Annotated in this window: 15 protein-coding genes; 6 read left to right on the top strand and 9 right to left on the bottom strand. The window is 71.5% G+C overall.

Going from position 1 to position 15,312, the window contains the following annotated elements; translation table 11 throughout:
• Positions 1–122: 122 nt before the first annotated feature.
• Entirely contained in the window at positions 123–1,562 is a 1,440-nt protein-coding gene (locus tag ASF75_RS04030; protein ID WP_056069148.1) for a GuaB1 family IMP dehydrogenase-related protein, read from the top strand.
• 97 nt (positions 1,563–1,659) lie between these two features.
• Here ASF75_RS04030 and ASF75_RS04025 read toward each other — a convergent pair whose 3' ends face one another.
• The 4 genes from ASF75_RS04025 to ASF75_RS04010 form a co-directional block, all read right to left on the bottom strand.
• Complete coding sequence (locus ASF75_RS04025) at positions 1,660–2,697, bottom strand: hemolysin family protein (protein ID WP_017888193.1); 1,038 nt, start codon at positions 2,695–2,697, stop codon at positions 1,660–1,662.
• Positions 2,694–4,094, bottom strand: a complete 1,401-nt coding sequence (locus ASF75_RS04020) for a hemolysin family protein (RefSeq protein WP_017888192.1) — start codon at positions 4,092–4,094, stop codon at positions 2,694–2,696. The genes ASF75_RS04025 and ASF75_RS04020 overlap by 4 nt, the downstream gene beginning before the upstream one ends.
• A 158-nt stretch (positions 4,095–4,252) precedes the next feature.
• Entirely contained in the window at positions 4,253–5,335 is a 1,083-nt protein-coding gene (locus ASF75_RS04015; RefSeq protein ID WP_056068899.1) for an NADH:flavin oxidoreductase/NADH oxidase, read from the bottom strand.
• Positions 5,336–5,344: 9 nt separating this feature from the next.
• On the bottom strand, positions 5,345–5,977 hold the full coding sequence (locus ASF75_RS04010) for an HAD family hydrolase (RefSeq protein WP_056068896.1): 633 nt from the start codon (positions 5,975–5,977) through the stop codon (positions 5,345–5,347).
• A gap of 24 nt (positions 5,978–6,001) precedes the next feature.
• On the opposite strand from ASF75_RS04010, the gene ASF75_RS04005 reads away from it, so the two are divergent.
• Positions 6,002–6,862, top strand: a complete 861-nt coding sequence (locus ASF75_RS04005) for an NAD(P)H-hydrate dehydratase (RefSeq protein WP_056068894.1) — start codon at positions 6,002–6,004, stop codon at positions 6,860–6,862.
• Positions 6,863–6,980: 118 nt separating this feature from the next.
• Here ASF75_RS04005 and ASF75_RS04000 read toward each other — a convergent pair whose 3' ends face one another.
• Entirely contained in the window at positions 6,981–7,691 is a 711-nt protein-coding gene (locus tag ASF75_RS04000) for a YceI family protein (protein WP_056068892.1), read from the bottom strand.
• A gap of 83 nt (positions 7,692–7,774) precedes the next feature.
• On the opposite strand from ASF75_RS04000, the gene ASF75_RS03995 reads away from it, so the two are divergent.
• The 3 genes from ASF75_RS03995 (at position 7,775) to ASF75_RS03985 (ending at position 9,697) form a co-directional block, all read left to right on the top strand.
• Positions 7,775–9,088, top strand: a complete 1,314-nt coding sequence (locus tag ASF75_RS03995) for a glycosyltransferase 87 family protein (protein ID WP_056068890.1) — start codon at positions 7,775–7,777, stop codon at positions 9,086–9,088.
• A complete protein-coding gene (locus ASF75_RS03990; RefSeq protein ID WP_017888186.1) occupies positions 9,085–9,393 on the top strand; it encodes an MTH1187 family thiamine-binding protein in 309 nt (102 codons plus the stop codon). Before ASF75_RS03995 ends, ASF75_RS03990 begins: the two co-directional genes overlap by 4 nt.
• A gap of 118 nt (positions 9,394–9,511) precedes the next feature.
• A complete protein-coding gene (locus ASF75_RS03985; RefSeq protein ID WP_056068888.1) occupies positions 9,512–9,697 on the top strand; it encodes a hypothetical protein in 186 nt (61 codons plus the stop codon).
• Between the two features lie 24 nt (positions 9,698–9,721).
• Here the strand turns inward: ASF75_RS03985 and ASF75_RS03980 are convergent, their stop codons facing one another.
• A complete protein-coding gene (locus tag ASF75_RS03980; protein WP_156463762.1) occupies positions 9,722–10,180 on the bottom strand; it encodes a hypothetical protein in 459 nt (152 codons plus the stop codon).
• A 411-nt stretch (positions 10,181–10,591) separates the two neighbouring features.
• Between ASF75_RS03980 and ASF75_RS03975 the strand changes: the two genes are divergently transcribed.
• The gene (locus tag ASF75_RS03975; RefSeq protein ID WP_017888183.1) at positions 10,592–11,854 is read left to right on the top strand and encodes an MFS transporter; all 1,263 of its coding nucleotides are present in this window, start codon (positions 10,592–10,594) and stop codon (positions 11,852–11,854) included.
• A gap of 169 nt (positions 11,855–12,023) precedes the next feature.
• On the opposite strand, the gene ASF75_RS03970 is transcribed toward ASF75_RS03975, so the two are convergent.
• The 3 genes from ASF75_RS03970 to ASF75_RS03960 form a co-directional block, all read right to left on the bottom strand.
• On the bottom strand, positions 12,024–12,695 hold the full coding sequence (locus tag ASF75_RS03970; protein WP_017888182.1) for a response regulator transcription factor: 672 nt from the start codon (positions 12,693–12,695) through the stop codon (positions 12,024–12,026).
• A gap of 87 nt (positions 12,696–12,782) precedes the next feature.
• A complete protein-coding gene (locus ASF75_RS03965) occupies positions 12,783–14,105 on the bottom strand; it encodes a hypothetical protein (protein WP_017888181.1) in 1,323 nt (440 codons plus the stop codon).
• Positions 14,102–15,259 carry a sensor histidine kinase gene (locus ASF75_RS03960; protein ID WP_056068884.1) on the bottom strand — a complete coding sequence of 386 codons (1,158 nt, stop codon included), beginning with the start codon at positions 15,257–15,259 and terminating at the stop codon, positions 14,102–14,104. The genes ASF75_RS03965 and ASF75_RS03960 overlap by 4 nt, the downstream gene beginning before the upstream one ends.
• Positions 15,260–15,312 lie beyond the last annotated feature (53 nt).

The raw sequence follows: 15,312 nt of genomic DNA, 5'->3' as shown, positions 1-15,312 counted from the left end.
CTGCGCCGCACAGGTTCCAAGCCTAGCCGCTCCGACATGTCCGTTCCGTGTCAGCCACGGCGCGAGTCGGCGGCCCGTGGGCACCCGGTCGGGGCCTTGACCGGAGCCGTACAGTGGAGCGCATGAGGTTCTACGAGACGCGGCCGACGCACGACCTGACCTACTCCGACGTCTTCCTCGTCCCGAGCCGTTCCGGTGTGACGAGCCGCTTCGACGTCGACCTGGCGGCGAACGACGGCAGCGGCGCCACGATCCCGATCGTCAGCGCCAACATGAACTCGGTCACGGGCCCCCGGCTCGCCGCCACGCTCGCCCGGCGCGGTGGCCTCGGCGTGCTGCCGCAGGACATGCACCTGCAGGACCTCGACGCCGCGATCCGCTGGGTGAAGGACCAGCCGGTCGACTTCGACACCGCCTACGACATGGGGGCGCAGACCACCGTCGCCGAGGCCCTGGAGCAGCTCCTGCCCGTCGCCGGCCGTGGCGTGGTCGTCCGCGACGCCGACGGCGAGTACCTCGGCTGCGTGCCCGCCACCCGCCTCGGCACCGCCGGCCCCGACGCCGTCCTCGGCGACCTGCTGCACGGAGCCTCGACCGCCATCGACGCAGAGGACGCCGGGACACCCCGCCACGTCCACCAGGTGCTCTCCGCCGCCGAGGTCGACTTCGCGCCGGTGATGCGGCACGGTCGGGTCGTCGGCACCACGAGCCAGACGAGCGCGATCCGCTCCGACATCTACACGCCCGCCGTCGACGCCTCCGGGCGGCTCCGGGTCGCCGCCGCGCTCGGCATCAACGGCGACGTCGCGGCCAAGGCGAAGGCGCTGGCCGCCGCGGGCGTGGACGTCCTGGTCCTCGACACCGCGCACGGACACCAGGACGGCATGCTCCGTGCCCTCCGCACGGTCTCGTCCCTGCATCTCGGCATCCCGCTCGTCGCCGGCAACGTCGTCACCGCCGACGCCGTCGCGCACCTGGTCGGCGCCGGGGCGGACATCATCAAGGTCGGTGTCGGGCCGGGCGCCATGTGCACGACCCGCATGATGACCGCAGTCGGCCGCCCACAGTTCTCCGCCGTGCTCGAGACGGCCGCCGCCGCTCGGTCGCTCGGCGCGCACGTCTGGGCCGACGGCGGGGTGCGCTACCCGCGCGACGTCGCCCTCGCGCTGGCCGCCGGGGCGTCCGCGGTCATGATCGGCTCGTGGTTCGCGGGCACGCTCGAAGCGCCCGGTGTCCTGCGCCGCGACGCCGCGGGCAAGGCGTACAAGGAGAGCTGGGGCATGGCCTCGGCCAAGGCCGTCCGCGAGCGCTTCGAGCGGCTCGACCCGTACGAGCGGGCCCGCAAGGAACTCTTCGCCGAGGGGATCTCGTCGTCGACGATCTACCTCGACCCGGAGCGCCCGAGCGTCGAGGACCTGCTCGACATGATCACCACCGGCGTCCGCAGCTCCGCGACCTACGCGGGTGCGTCGTCGCTCGCCGAGTTCTCCGAGCGCGCGCTGGTCGGCATCCAGTCCGCCGCCGGGTACGAAGAGGGCAAGCCCCTGCCCGTCAGCTGGTAGCGCGGACGGGGCGCGCGTCGCCCTGGTCGCGACCACGAACGGACGGGAGGCGCGGTGCCAGCTGGCACCGCGCCTCCCGTCCGTCCTGCCGGAGCGTCTACCGGCGTCGGGTCGCGTCCTCGACCTCGCCGACGAGTTCCTCGAGGATGTCCTCGAGGAACAGCACACCGAGCGTGCGGCCGTCCGCGTCGAACGCACGCGCCACGTGGCGGCCGGCGGCCCGCATGGTCGCGAGCGCGTCCTCGAGGTCCATCTCCGTGTACAGCGAGATGAGCTGCCGGATGCGCTTCGGCGGCACCGGGTCGTCGAACTCGTCCGGACGCAGGTCGATGACGTCCTTCACGTGCACGTAGCCCGTGGGGGAGCCGTCCTCGCCGACGAGCACGTAGCGGGAGAACCCACGCTGTGCCACGGCGTGCTCGACGTCACCGGGGGTGGCGTCGTCGGGCAGTGTGACGAGCTCGGCCATCGGCACGGCCACGTCACGGACCTTCTTCTCGGTGAACTCGAACGCCAGGGCGAGCTTGCCGTCGTCGGTCAGGGTGCCCTCGCGGCGGGACTGCTCCACGATCGTCTGCACCTCTTCCACCGTGAACGCGCTCACCGCTTCGTCCTTCGGCTCGACGCGGAACAGTCGCAGCACGGCGTTCGCCACCTCGTTCAGGCCGACGATGACCCAGTGCAGGCCGTGGCCGATGTACCAGAGCGTCGGCACGAGCAGCAGCGCGGCGCGGTCGGGCATCGAGAACGAGATGTTCTTCGGCACCATCTCGCCGAACACGACGTGCAGGAACGACACGAGCAGCAGCGTGAACACGAAGGCCACCGTGCCGATCACCTCGGCGCTCCAGCCGGTCAGGTGCAGCGGGACCTCGAGCAGGTGGTGGATCGCCGGCTCGGAGACGTTCAGGATGAGCAGCGAGCAGACCGTGATGCCGAGCTGTGTCGTCGCGAGCATGCGGGTGGCGTGCTCCATCGCCCACAGCGTCATCTGCGCAGCCTTCGAGCCCTCTTCGGCGCGGGGCTCGATCTGCGAGCGGCGTGCCGAGATGACGGCGAACTCCGCCGCGACGAAGTACGCGTTGCCCAGCAGCAGGACGACGAGCCAGAAGATGCCCCACCAGTCGGAGCTCATCGGGTGCTGCCCTTCGTCGTGGTGGCCGCGGCCTTCATGGTGGTCGGGGTGCTCTTGGTGGACGGGATGATGATCGCGGTGGCCGCCGTGTCGGTCGGCTCGCGCGTCGGGGTCCAGCGGATGCGGTCGATCCGGCGGCCGTCCAGACGCTCGACGCGGAACACGCCGCCGTCCAGCGGGACCTCGTCGCCGACGACGGGCAGACGGCCCAACGTTGACATGACGAACCCGCCGACGGTCTCGTACGGGCCGTCCTCGGGCACCTTCACACCGGCGCGGTCCTCGAGCTCGTCGGGACGCAGCAGACCGGGGAAGGTCAGCCAGTCTCGGGAGCGGACCACGTCGATGCGTGCGCGGTCGTGCTCGTCGGAGACCTCGCCGACGATCTCCTCGATCAGGTCCTCCAGCGTGACGACCCCGGCGGTGCCGCCGTACTCGTCGACGACGATGACCATCTGGTAGCCGCGGCCACGGACCTCGGCGAGCAGGGTGTCGCCCGGCATCGTCTCCGGCACACGCTCGGCGTCGGTCATGAGCGCCCCGACGGGGACCTCCGGACGCTTCTCGCGCGGCACGGCGACGGCCTGCTTGACGTGCACGATGCCGACGACGTCGTCCGCGTCCTCCTCGATGACGGGGAAGCGGCTGAAGCCGGTCTTGCGGGCGAGGGCGATGACGTCCTCGGCGGACTCGGACACCCGGATCGTGGAGAGCCGGGGGCGCGGGGTCATCACGTCACTGGCGCTCAGCTCGGAGAACGAGATGGTGCGCTCGAGGAGCGTCGCGGTGTCCTGCTCGAGCGAGCCCTCGGACGCCGACCGGCGCAGCAGCGAGGTGAGCTCCTCGGCACTGCGGGCGCCGGAGAGCTCTTCCTGCGGCTCGATGCCCATCGACCGCAGTACGGCGTTCGCGGTGCCGTTCAGCAGCGCGACCGCCGGCTTGAAGACCGTCGTGAACGCGATCTGCAGCGGGACCACGAGCCGTGCGGTCTGCAGTGGCAGCGCCAGCGCGAAGTTCTTCGGCACGAGCTCGCCGAGGATCATCGACAGCAGGGTCGCGATGACGAGCGCCACGATCGAGCCGACGGTCTCGACGATGCCCTCCGGCAGGTTCATCGCCAAGAACGGCGCCTCGAGCAGCTTCGCGATCGAGGGCTCGAGCAGGTAGCCGGTCAGCAGCGTGGTCAGCGTGATGCCGAGCTGCGCGCTGGACAGGTGGGTCGAGGTGACCTTCAGCGCGCCGATGACCGGTGCGAGGCCGGCCTCTCCGCGGTCACGCCGTGCTTCGACGTCGGCCCGGTCGAGGTTCACCAGCGCGAACTCGGACGCGACGAAGACACCCGTGCCGAGGGTCAGCAGGATGCCGCCGATCAGCATGACGATGTCGATCGGACTCATGATTCACCCCCGTTCGCGCACAGGGATGACGTGCAGCTCACCGAGTGAGCGGCGGATGAGTGAGGCGAAGAACTATTCGGGGGATCGTCCACAGTGCTGCCAATCGTACCGCCTGCGCGGGCTCGGAGCCGTGGAACCGTACAGATCCGGTCCGCCGTCTACGCCGTGATCCGCGCGCGGTGGTACTGCTGCGGCTCGTAGTCGACCGCCACGCGGAGTTCCAGCGCGGCGCGGAGCGCGAACGACGGGTCGCGGAGCATCTCGCGCCCGATCATCACCACGTCGGCCAGGCCGGTCGCGACGATCTGTTCGGCCTGGAACGCCTCGGAGATCATCCCCACCGCGATGGTCGGGATGCCGGCGTCGCGCTTGATCGCTGCGGCGTGCGGTACCTGGTAGCCGGGGCCGACCGGGATCGGCGCGCTCGCGACGTTGCCGCCGGTCGACACGTCGGCCAGGTCGGCACCGTGCTCGGCGGCCCAGCGGGCGACGACCGTGGTCTCGTCGAGCGTGAGCCCGCCGTCGACCCAGTCGGTGGCCGAGAAGCGGACGACGATCGGGAAGCCCTCGCCGACCTCGGCACGCACGGCGTCGACGACCTCGAGCAGCGCGCGGGCACGGTTCTCGAGCGAGCCGCCGTACTGGTCGGTGCGCTGGTTGCTCAGCGGCGACAGGAACTGGTGCAGCAGGTACCCGTGGGCGGCGTGGATCTCGACCAGGTCGAACCCGGCCTCCACCGCGCGGCGGGCGGACTGGGCGAAGGCGAGTGCGACGACGCGGATGTCCTCGACCGCGAGCTCGCGGGGCGCGTCGTAGCCGTCGAACGCCACGGCCGACGGGGCGACGGTGGTCCAGCCGCCCTGGTCGGCGGGGACGGTGCCGCGCGTGGCGTCCCAGGGGCGGTACGTCGAGGCCTTGCGGCCGGCGTGCGCCAGCTGGATGCCCGCTGCGGCGCCCTGCTCGTGCAGGAAGTCGACGATCGGCTTGTAGGCGTCGCGCTGCTGGTCGTTCCACAGCCCCAGGTCCTGCGGGGTGATCCGTCCCTCGGGCACGACGCCCGTCGCCTCGACCACGACCGCGCCGGCACCGCCCTTCGCGAACCCGCCCAGGTGCACGAGGTGCCACGGGGTCGGCACGCCGTCCTGCTGGTCCACCGAGTACTGGCACATCGGGGAGACCCAGATGCGGTTGCGGACGGTCAGGTCACGGACGGTGATCGGGTCGAACAGGGCGTGCGTCACGCGGGCTCCTCAGAGGACGGGTGCCGGTGCCTCGGCCAGTTCCGTCAGGAACGACCGCAGCGACGCCGGCGACGTGTAGTGGTGGCCGACCGCCCCGATCGCTTCCGCACCGGTGGCGTTCTCGGCCCTGTTGTCCACGAACACCATCTGACCCGGGTCGATTCCCAAGCGCGCACAGGTGTCGCGGTAGATGGATGCCGCGGGCTTCAGGACGTGCTCCTCGGCGCTCACCACGACGGTCTCGAACAGCGAGCCCATCGGGGATCGTCGGTACGGGTCGCCGAAGTCGAAGCCCGCGTTGGAGAGCAGCGCCACGCGGGTGCCGGCGTCGTGCAGCTCCTCGACGATGTCGAGGGTCTCCGGCTCGACCTCGAACCACCCGGTGAAGTCGATCGCCCAGAACCGGTGGATCTCGGAGATGCTCCAGTTCCGTCCGGTCCGTTCCGCGATGGCACGCCAGTACGCCACGACGGACAGGTCGCCGCGGTCCAGGTCGTGCCGGAGCTCCTGGTACACCGGGAACAGTTCCTCCGCCGGGACACCGGTGGCGGCCACCAGGGCGTCCCGCGAGGCGTGCGGCGTCCGGCTGATCACCTCGCCGTAGTCGAAGACCACCACGCGACCAGGCAGGAACAGGCTCATGGCCTCCACCGTAACGTGGGGCCGGTGAACGACTTCGTGCCCGTCCGACCGTCCGATGCCGCCGCGTGGGTCACCGCGCCGACGGGGGGGTCCACCAAGTACCGGCGCGGGGTGCTCGGCATCGCGACCGGGTCCGACCAGTACCCCGGCGCCGCGGTGCTCGGGGTCGACGCCGCCGTGCACACCGGCGTTGGCATGGTCCGGTACGTCGGACCGTCGCGCGCCACCGACCACGTGCTCACCCGCCGCCCCGAGGTCGTGTCCGGCGTCGGCCGCGTGCAGGCCTGGCTCGTCGGCTCCGGCATCTCGGCGCCGTCGCTCGGCGACCTGGACGAGGCGACTGCGTCGGGCTTCTCGCACGCCTCTGACGACGGCGTCCCGGTCGTCGTCGACGCCGGGGCGATCCCGCTCGTCGACCTCGGGCCACTCGCAGTGCTCACCCCGCACGCCGGTGAGCTCGCTTCGTTCCTGGGTGCGGATCGCGCCGACATCGAGCAGGACCCGGCCGCCGCGGCGCTCCGTGCGGCCGAGCAGTCCGGCAGCGTCGTGCTGCTCAAGGGGGAGCGGACCCACGTGGTCACCCCGGACGGGTCGGTGCGGCTCGTGGCGTCCTCGGCGACGCCGTGGCTCGCCGCCGCCGGCGCCGGGGACGTGCTCGGCGGGGTCCTCGGGGCACTCGTCGCCGCGCGGCAGGGCGCCGTCGAGGCTGCCGGTTCGTCGCTCACGCCGTCGGACCTCGCGCACCTGGCTGCGTCGGCCGCGGTGGTGCACGGGCTCGCGGCGCGACGGGCGTCCGGCGGCGGGCCGTTCCCGATGACGACGCTCATCGCCGAGCTGCCCGGGGTCGTCCGGGACCTCGTCGTGGACGGGGATGCGCGCGGGTAGCGGTCGGTGCGCGTGCACCTTCCGACGATCCACGAGGTGATCGACGCGTGTTCTGTCGAAGGATGCGAACGCAGTGGGTTCGGCGGTCATGTCACGGGCGTGACGCGCGTCGCGGACGTCAGGTCGCGGGGGTGGCGTGCACCAGGAACTCGACGGAACCGGCGTCGTCGACCTTGACGAACCCCAGGCTCGGCGCCTGCACGCCGTAGTCCGAGAAGGTGATCGGGACCGAGCCGGAGATGTCGACGCCGTCGCCGTTCAGGCCGACCTGCAGCTTCGCAGTGACCTGCTTCGTGACGCCGTGCAGCGTGAGCGTGCCGGGGGCCGTCACGGTCGTCGTGTCGGAGCCGCTCGGCACCGCGTCGGCGATCGGTGCGGTGAGCTCGAACGTGGCCTCGGGGAAGGCCGCTGTGTCCATGGCGGAGTCGCGGAAGTACGAGTCGCGCTGGCCCGAGTCGGTGGTGATGTCGCCGACCTGCACCGTGATCTCCGCGGCGGTGATGCTCGTGCCGTCGACGGTCGCGGTGCCCGAGACGCTGTCGGTGCGGCCGGTGACGGTGACGTCCGAGCCGTTCAGGACCTCGTGGACGCGGTACCCGGCCTCGGAGTCGCCGCCGACCGTCCACTCGCCGGACAGGTCGGTGTCGTCGAGGGTGGAGGCCTGGCGCGTCGCCGCGACGGACGGCGCGGCCGAGGCCTTCGCGTTCTCGTTGCTCGTGTAGACGTTCGTGAAGACCACCGCGCCGACGACGCCGAGGACGACGACGGCGGCGATGACGGAGATCCAGATGACGGCCTTGCGGCGCTTGCGCGGGGTGTCGGAGGTCACGAGCTGAACGGTGACACGTCATGCTCGGGAGACCCTGAGTCCGTGGCGGGGATCGTCTCCGGCCGTGCCGCTACGCTCGTCCGGTGCAGAGGACCTCGACCCGGTGGCTCGAACTCGCCGGCTTCGTCCTGGCGTTCTTCGCCGTGCACGGCTTCCTGTGGTGGCTGACCCTCGTGTCGGCGAACCTGCCGCTCGGTGACGTGACCATCACCTACAGCCGCTGGATCGAGACCGGGCGGAGCGCGGACTTCTGGGTGGGCATCGACGGCGCGTGGGTGTACCCGATCCTGGCGATCGTGCCGATGGCCGCAGCGGCGCTCGGGGGCGTCGAGTCGATCGGCACCGGCTGGCTGCTGCTGATGGTGCTGCTCGACGCCGCGGCGTGCGCGTTCCTGTGGCGGTTCCGGGCGCGCGTGGGGTCGTCGGACCGCTTCGGCGTGCACGGCGTGCGGGTCGCCTGGTGGTGGCTGCTGTTCCTGCTCGTGCTCGGGCCGATCGCACTGGGCCGGATCGACACCGTCGCGACGGCGTTCGCGCTGGTGGGGGTGGCGTTCGTTGCCTCGAGGCCGGCCGTCGCTTCCGCGCTGTTCACCGCCGGTGCGTGGACGAAGGTGTGGCCGGCGGCACTCGTCGCGGTGCTGCTGCTCGTGCGTCGTGGACATCGCCGTGGCGTGCTCGCCGGTGCGCTGGTGCTGAGCGCGCTGATCGTGCTCGTCGACGTGCTGTGGGGTGGTGCGCCGTTCCTGCTGTCGTTCATCGGCGAGCAGACCGGTCGCGCGCTGCAGATCGAGTCGCCGCTCGCGACGCCGTTCATGTGGGCCGCAGCCTCCGGCGTTCCGGGGGCAGCGGTGTTCTACAACCAGGAGATCCTGACCTTCGAGGTGTCCGGTGCCGGCACGTCCGCCGCCGCCGCGGTGTCGACGCCGTTGATGGCCGTCGTCGTGGTGGCCGGGGTCGTGCTCGCGCTCTGGGCCGCCCGCCGCGGTGCCCGTCGGGCCGAGCTCGCGCCGGTGCTCGCGCTCCTGTTCGTGGCCGCGCTCATCGCGACGAACAAGGTGGGGTCGCCGCAGTACATCGGCTGGTTCGCGGTGCCGATGGTGTGGGGGCTCGCCGCAGGCACCCCCAGTGCGCGCCGGTTCGTGCCGATCGCGGTGACCGCCCTGCCGATGGCGCTGCTCACGCAGGTGATCTACCCGGGCTACTACGACCAGTTGCTCGGCGTGCAGCCGTGGATCCTCGTGGTGCTTACGGTGCGGAACGTACTCGAGGTCGCGATCCTGGTGTGGAGCGTGGTCGTGCTGGTGCGGATGGGGCGGGCTGCGGGCTCCGGACGGGTGCCGGCGCGCTCGTCGCCGTCCGTGCACGACCAGCCCGAGCCGGGCAGGATGGACGCATGATCGTCGCCTTCTCCGTCGCTCCGTCCGGTGGTCCCGCTGCAACGTCCGACGGGTCCGTGCACGATGCCGTCGCGGCCGCTGTCCGCGTGGTGCGCGAGAGCGGGCTGCCGAACCGCACCTCGTCGATGTTCACCGAGATCGAGGGGGAGTGGGACGAGGTCATGGACGTCGTCAAGCGCGCCACCGAGGCCGTCGGTGCGTACGGCACGCGGGTGTCGCTCGTGCTCAAGGCCGACATCCGCCCCGGGCACACCGGCGAGATCGACGGCAAGCTCGAACGGCTCGAGGCCGCGCTCGGCGAGTAGCCCGCGGCGCCGTCGCCCGACACGCCGGACCGGTCCCTCGGATGTCGGTGGCCGGGTGTCTGATGGTCGGGATCGAGCCACTTCCGGTGGCCTCCGAGACGACGATGAGGAGCGCGTGATGATGCACGACGGCTGGTGCCCCGACTGCGACCTGCGAACGGTCGTCATCGACACGGACGAACAGGGCGAGAACGCCTGGGCGAGCTGCGCGGAGTGCGGCACCGAATGGGTGCACCGTGACGAGCTGCCCGAGCTGCAGGGTGCGTCGAGCGGTGTCGCCGGGCAGGGTCGCCGCGCAGCCTGACCGTCACGGGTCGGGGCGGTGCCATCAGCGCTCGAGCGCCCCGTGCACGCCTTCCGCGCGCTGCTGCACCCGCTCGAACACGTAGTCCGGCTCCGGCCGTTCGAGTGACCCCGTGTAGAACCCGAGCACGAAGTCATGGCCGAAGAAGCTCGTGTGATGCTGGTACGCGGTGGCGAACGACTTCTCGCCACTGTGGAGCCGGACCACGCCGAACTGCCCTTCGGCCACGGTCCATGTGCCGTCGGCCGACACGGTGCTCGGGCGGGACCTGCAGGCGTCGAGCTGGTACCCGCCGTTCCCCGAGCCGTCGCAGACCAGGGCAGCGGGGAAGTCCTGCGCCCGGAATGTGCCGTCCTCGGCCAGCACCAGCACCGAGTGCCCCCGGTCGTCCTGTGCCCACGTTCCGACGAATCCCTGCTGGACGTCTCCGGGGCTCGGCGTGGCGGGCACCCCGGAGCAGGCTGCGAGCAGCAGGGAACTCACCGCCAGGACGCCAGAGAAGCCCGCCCTGTTCCTCCGTGCCACCGGTCCACCGCCCCCGTCCGTGTCGTGCGCATCGTTCGACCGCAGCGCCTCGGTGCTCGCCAGGAGCGCCCGGCCGGGAGCGCGGCCCGTTCCGGCCACTGTAGTTGCGTGCGCTTCCGTTCGCCCTTTGGAGCGGTCTACACTGCTGAGACCGGGTCGTCGCGGCAGTCAGCCACGACGCCGCCCGGACCGTCCCGTTCGTCGCTGAACCCGGACCGGCACCCCCGGTCGTGACGGCGTGATCGACCGTCGCACGCACGCACTGCGCGGACCGGTCTGCCGAACCGGCTGCAGCCGTCGCCGCGTTCCCGATCGCCGCGGTCCCGCACTGCGGACAGTTCTATCTCCCTCCCGCACAGAACAGGCCCCATGTCACAGCTCACGCCTGCGCGTCGCACCCTCGCGCTCATCTCGCTCGCCCTCGGTGGCTTCGCCATCGGCTCGACCGAGTTCGTCGCGATGGGTCTGCTGCCGAACATCGCGCAGGCCCTGCTCCCCGAGCAGTACGGCATCGACCCCGACGCCGGGATCGCCCACGCCGGCTGGCTCGTCAGCGCGTACGCCCTCGGGGTGGTGGTCGGTGCGCCGACCATCGCGGCGATGTCCGCCCGGTTCCCCCGCAAGGGCCTGATCCTCGTGCTGCTCGTCGGCTTCGTCGTGGCGACGATCGCGAGCGCCCTGCTGCCCTCGTTCGGCCTGGTGCTCGTCGCCCGCTTCGTGGCCGGGCTGCCGCACGGCGCCTACTTCGGCATCGCCTCGATCGTCGCCGGCGACATGATGGGTCCGGGCAAGCGCGGCAAGGGCATCGCCATGGTGCTGCTCGGTCTGTCGGTCGCGAACGTCGTCGGTGTCCCCGCGATCACCTGGGTCGGCCAGATGGCCGGCTGGCGGGTCGCGTACGGCGTCGTCGCCGCACTGTTCGCCCTGACGTTCCTGGCCGTCGCGGCCTTCGTGCCGAAGAGCGCCCGCGACGAGCACGCCACGATCGGCCGTGAGCTGCGGGCGTTCCGCGTGCCGCAGGTGTGGATCGTGATGGGCCTCGGCGCCGTCGGGTTCGGTGGCTTCTTCGCCGTCTACTCGTACATCTCGCCGCTCGTGCAGAACGTCACCGGGATGTCGGAGTCGTTCGTGCCGATCGTGCTCGTCGTCGTGGGCATCGGCATGGTCGTCGGCGGGGTCCTCGGCGGACACCTGGCCGACCACAGCGTGAAGCGCACCATCTACGTCGGCATGTTCTCGCTCATCGGCGCCCTGCTCATCACGGTCCTCACGGCGCAGTGGCTCTGGGGCATGTTGCTCGGTGCGTTCCTGCTCGGGGCGACCTCGTCGGCCATCCCGCCGGCGGTGCAGTCGCGCCTGATGGACGTCGCGGGCGATGCGCGCACGATCGCGGCGGCGCTGAACCACTCGGCGTTCAACATCGGCAACTCGATCGGTGCGGCCCTGGGCGGCGCCGTCATCGCGGCCGGCTTCGGGTTCCTCGCCCCGGGCTGGCTCGGCATCGGCCTGGCGCTGCTCGGTGTGCTCGTCACGATGGCGAGCTACGCCGTCGAACGGCGGAGCACCCGACGCGCTGTCCGTTCCTCGTCGCCGTCCACCGGTCCGATCACCGCACCGGTCCCGACGGCCTGACACGCGGGGTGCGCGCACGCACCCACCGGACGGGAGGCCCGTGGCGGCGCCGCCACGGGCCTCCCGTCCGTCACGTGGCGCGGAAGACCGCCCCGAGTGAGCAGAAGACGTCGGGTTCCGTGACGGGACCCGACGTCTTCTGCTCACTCGATGCGCGACGCGACGCGCGTCAGAGCCCCAGGGGGCTGCCGTCCTGCACGATGATGCCGTCGGTGATGGCACGCTTCCGGAGCGCCACCTTCGTGCCGACGTCGAAACCGGCGACGCGGTACTTCTCGCGGATGCGCTTGAGGTAGCTCTTCGCGGTCTCCTCGGAGATGCCGAGCTGGTAGGCGACGCTCTTGACGGGCTCGCCGCCGCCGTACAGTGCCATCACGCGACGCTCCTGCGCGCTGAGCTTCGGGACGCCGCCGACGTCGCCGCTGTTGATGGCGAGGTCGAGCTCGGCCGAGACGTACTGCTCGCCGCGCTGGGCGGAGCGGATCGCCTCGACGATCATGTCGGCGTCCTCGCTCTTGACCAGGTAGCCGAGGGCACCGGCGCCCAGGGCTTCGCGCACGACGTTCGGCTCCGAGTAGGTGCTCATCACGACGGTCTTGACGCCGGCGGTCTTGAGCGTCGAGATCTTCAGCGACACCGGGATGGAGTCCTTGAGGTCCAGGTCCAGCAGCACCACGTCGACCGGGAACGCGGGGCTCGTCAGGAGCTCCGGCCAGGTCGTGACGGCGGCGACCAGGGTGATGTCGTCGGCCGCGTTCCGGATCCACTCCGTGAGCGCGCCAAGGAGCATCCTGTGGTCGTCGACCAGTGCGAGTCGGATCGGTTCCTCTGGAGTCGCCATGCTGGCGTCCTTTCTCGGTGCGGATTGCTCGGCCGATCCTAGGAGGATCCCGGCCGGAAGCGGGTGAGGCGTGCTGGTGTCCGCCAGCTACATCGACGGATGTCGGTTCACGACGCAGTGCGCGACGATGTGCAGCGTGCCGTCGCGAACGGTCTCGGTGTACTGGCCGATGCGCTGCAGGGCGCTCCAGGCCGTCGGGCCGAGGCTGCGCCGGGGCACCCCGCGGGACTCGATGACGACGGGCACGTCCATGGTGTCGTCGCTGACCGGGTGGCCGTCGGAGCCGATCGGGCCGAGCGTGACCGAGACGACGGGCATGCCGGGCTGCGCGGTACGGCCGTCGCCGACCATCTGCCAGATCGCCTGCAGCAGGCCGTCGCGCTGCGTGGGGGAGAGGTGTCCGGCCAGGGCGGTCGGGTCCGCGACGCTCACCGAACGACCGAGGTGGTCGGACTCGGTGATCGCGTGGTAGAGCCAGGTCTCACGGCGGCCCTCGATCAGGTGCAGACGGAGCTCGGTGGCGAGGGACGCGGCGACGGAGCTCGAGGCGTCGGACAACGGCAGCGGGTCGGTGCCGTTCGCGACGGCGTCGAGCAGCTTCTCGGCGGCGAGGTCGAGCCGGGCGAGCTCGTCCGAGGCGAGCATGCCGACGGCGAACTGCGGCGCCTGCACGTTGCTCTGCACGAGCACCCGGTCGAGCTCACGCTGCACGAGTTGGCGGAACCGCTGCACGACGTACAGGGCGAGCGACGGCGGCACGACGACGAGCGAGAGCAGGGACACGATGCCGGGCAGGGTGTCGTGCGTGATCGGCGTCGACACGACGGCCATCACCACGAACGCGATGCCGAGCACGCCGATGGCGGCGGCGACCTCGCGGGCGGGTCGGAGCGTGGCGATCGGCAGCAGCGCGAACCCGGCTGCCATCGAGGCGCTCGCGGTGTGGGCGATGTCGTGCTCGGGCCAGATGCCGATGAAGTCGAGCGTGACCACGCAGGCCAGCACGACGCAGATCAGCGCGAACGCCGGCCCCGTCAGCCGTTCGCCGTAGGTCAGGACGCTGAGCCCGACCCCGACGGCCGCGACGATGTAGAGCACCCAGGCGACCGTGGGCAGCAACGGGTCGGAGTACTCGTTCCAGCGCACCAGGAAGAACGCGATGCCGGCGACGGCTTCGATCGCGGTGAGGATCGCGGCGCCGAGGCCCAGGTACCCGGCACCGAGTGACGCGCCTGGTTTGGCGGCCTGGCGCAGGGACCGGGCGCCGGTGGACGTCGAGGGGAGTCCTCGGGCCTGGCGGCGCTCGCTCGTGCGGTAGCGCTCGCGCGCCTCGCGACGGGTGCGGGGGGCCGGCGGAGCGGTCTCGCCGGGCAGGCTGCGGCCGATGGTGTCCTCGGGGATCCGGCTCATCGCGGTGCCTCCAGGACGACGGTGGTGCCGGAGCCCGGCGCGGAGAAGAGCTTCGCGTCGCCGCCGACTTCGCGCAGACGGTTCACGACGCTCTCCTTGAACCCGAGGCGTTCGGCGCTGACGGTGGTCAGGTCGAAGCCGACACCGGAGTCGGTGACCATGGCTCGGACGACCTCGTTGTCGTGGACGATCGTGACGTGTGCCTCGCCGACGCCGGCGTGCCGACGGACGTTCTCCAGGCACTCGCCGAGTGCGAGCAGGAACGCGTCGAGCACGTTCGACGGCAGCAGGACCTGCCCGGTGCCGTGCCAGCTGACCTCGAGGCCCATCCGGCCGAAGCGCTGCTTGACCGATTCGAGGGTCTGCCCGAGCGGTGATTCCTCTTCGCGGGTGAGCGAGTAGTCGCCGGACTGCGAGGGCTGCGGGGTCGCGCCGAGGCGCAGGTGCCGCAGCAGCCGGGCGTCCTCGGCGGCCTGCTCGCGCATCGCCTGCTCGGAGACGCCGACGCCGGAGTGGGCGAGCAGCGTCAGGGTCGCGAGCACGGTGTCGTGCAGCAGGCGGGCACCCTGGCGTCGCTGCGCCTCGGTCTCGCTGGCCTGCCGTTCGGCGCGGTGGGCGGTGCCGATGCTGTAGATCCGGCGGGCCACGCGGGGGATGCTGCGCGAGATCCAGATCGCCACGACGGCCATCAGGATCCACCCGAGCAGTGCGCCGCTGACCGGGGTCGACAGGATCGAACCCGAACCCCAGACCATGAGCACGACGACCACGCCGCCTCCGGCGATGGTGATGCCGAGCCCGACCGGGTGCCGACGCTGCGCCATCAGCGGTGCCGAGAGCCCGCCGGCGGCCAGGGGCATCACGGCGCTGGCGATGAGCGGCCGGGCCGTGTCGTCGACGCCGGTGAAGAGCAGCACCATGGTGGCGAGCCCGGCGACGACGACGGCGGCGGTCCACCACACTTCGCCGCCGCGGCCGAAGCACACCAGCGCGGTGATCATCGCGGCGATGCACAGGAGTGCGCCGACGAGGACCGGCACGGGCACGGCTGCAGCGGAGACGATGCCCACGACGCTGACGAGCGCGCAGACGATGCCCACGACACGGGTCGCCGACCGCAGCAAGCGGTCGCGTTCCTGTGCGATGAAGTCCATCGATGTCCTGGTTGGTGACGATCTGGGTGGAGCGGGAAACCGAGCGTCGGTCA

The organism is Curtobacterium sp. Leaf154 (genome assembly GCF_001424595.1).
In the GTDB taxonomy this organism is placed as follows: domain Bacteria; phylum Actinomycetota; class Actinomycetes; order Actinomycetales; family Microbacteriaceae; genus Curtobacterium; species Curtobacterium poinsettiae.
The sequence above is the reverse complement of the archived record's forward strand: the minus strand, read 5'-3'. Positions and strand labels throughout refer to the sequence as shown.

Bases quoted from the DNA above. Each gene is read 5' to 3' on its own strand.
- ASF75_RS03990 (WP_017888186.1), top strand. From the start codon at position 9,085: ATGATCGTCGCCTTCTCCGTCGCTCCGTCCGGTGGTCCCGCTGCAACG.
- ASF75_RS03960 (WP_056068884.1), bottom strand. From the start codon at position 15,259: ATGGACTTCATCGCACAGGAACGCGACCGCTTGCTGCGGTCGGCGACC.
- ASF75_RS03975 (WP_017888183.1), top strand. From the start codon at position 10,592: ATGTCACAGCTCACGCCTGCGCGTCGCACCCTCGCGCTCATCTCGCTC.
- ASF75_RS04030 (WP_056069148.1), top strand. From the start codon at position 123: ATGAGGTTCTACGAGACGCGGCCGACGCACGACCTGACCTACTCCGAC.
- ASF75_RS04020 (WP_017888192.1), bottom strand. From the start codon at position 4,094: ATGAGTCCGATCGACATCGTCATGCTGATCGGCGGCATCCTGCTGACC.
- ASF75_RS03985 (WP_056068888.1), top strand. From the start codon at position 9,512: ATGATGCACGACGGCTGGTGCCCCGACTGCGACCTGCGAACGGTCGTC.
- ASF75_RS03965 (WP_017888181.1), bottom strand. From the start codon at position 14,105: ATGAGCCGGATCCCCGAGGACACCATCGGCCGCAGCCTGCCCGGCGAG.
- ASF75_RS03970 (WP_017888182.1), bottom strand. From the start codon at position 12,695: ATGGCGACTCCAGAGGAACCGATCCGACTCGCACTGGTCGACGACCAC.
- ASF75_RS04010 (WP_056068896.1), bottom strand. From the start codon at position 5,977: ATGAGCCTGTTCCTGCCTGGTCGCGTGGTGGTCTTCGACTACGGCGAG.
- ASF75_RS04025 (WP_017888193.1), bottom strand. From the start codon at position 2,697: ATGAGCTCCGACTGGTGGGGCATCTTCTGGCTCGTCGTCCTGCTGCTG.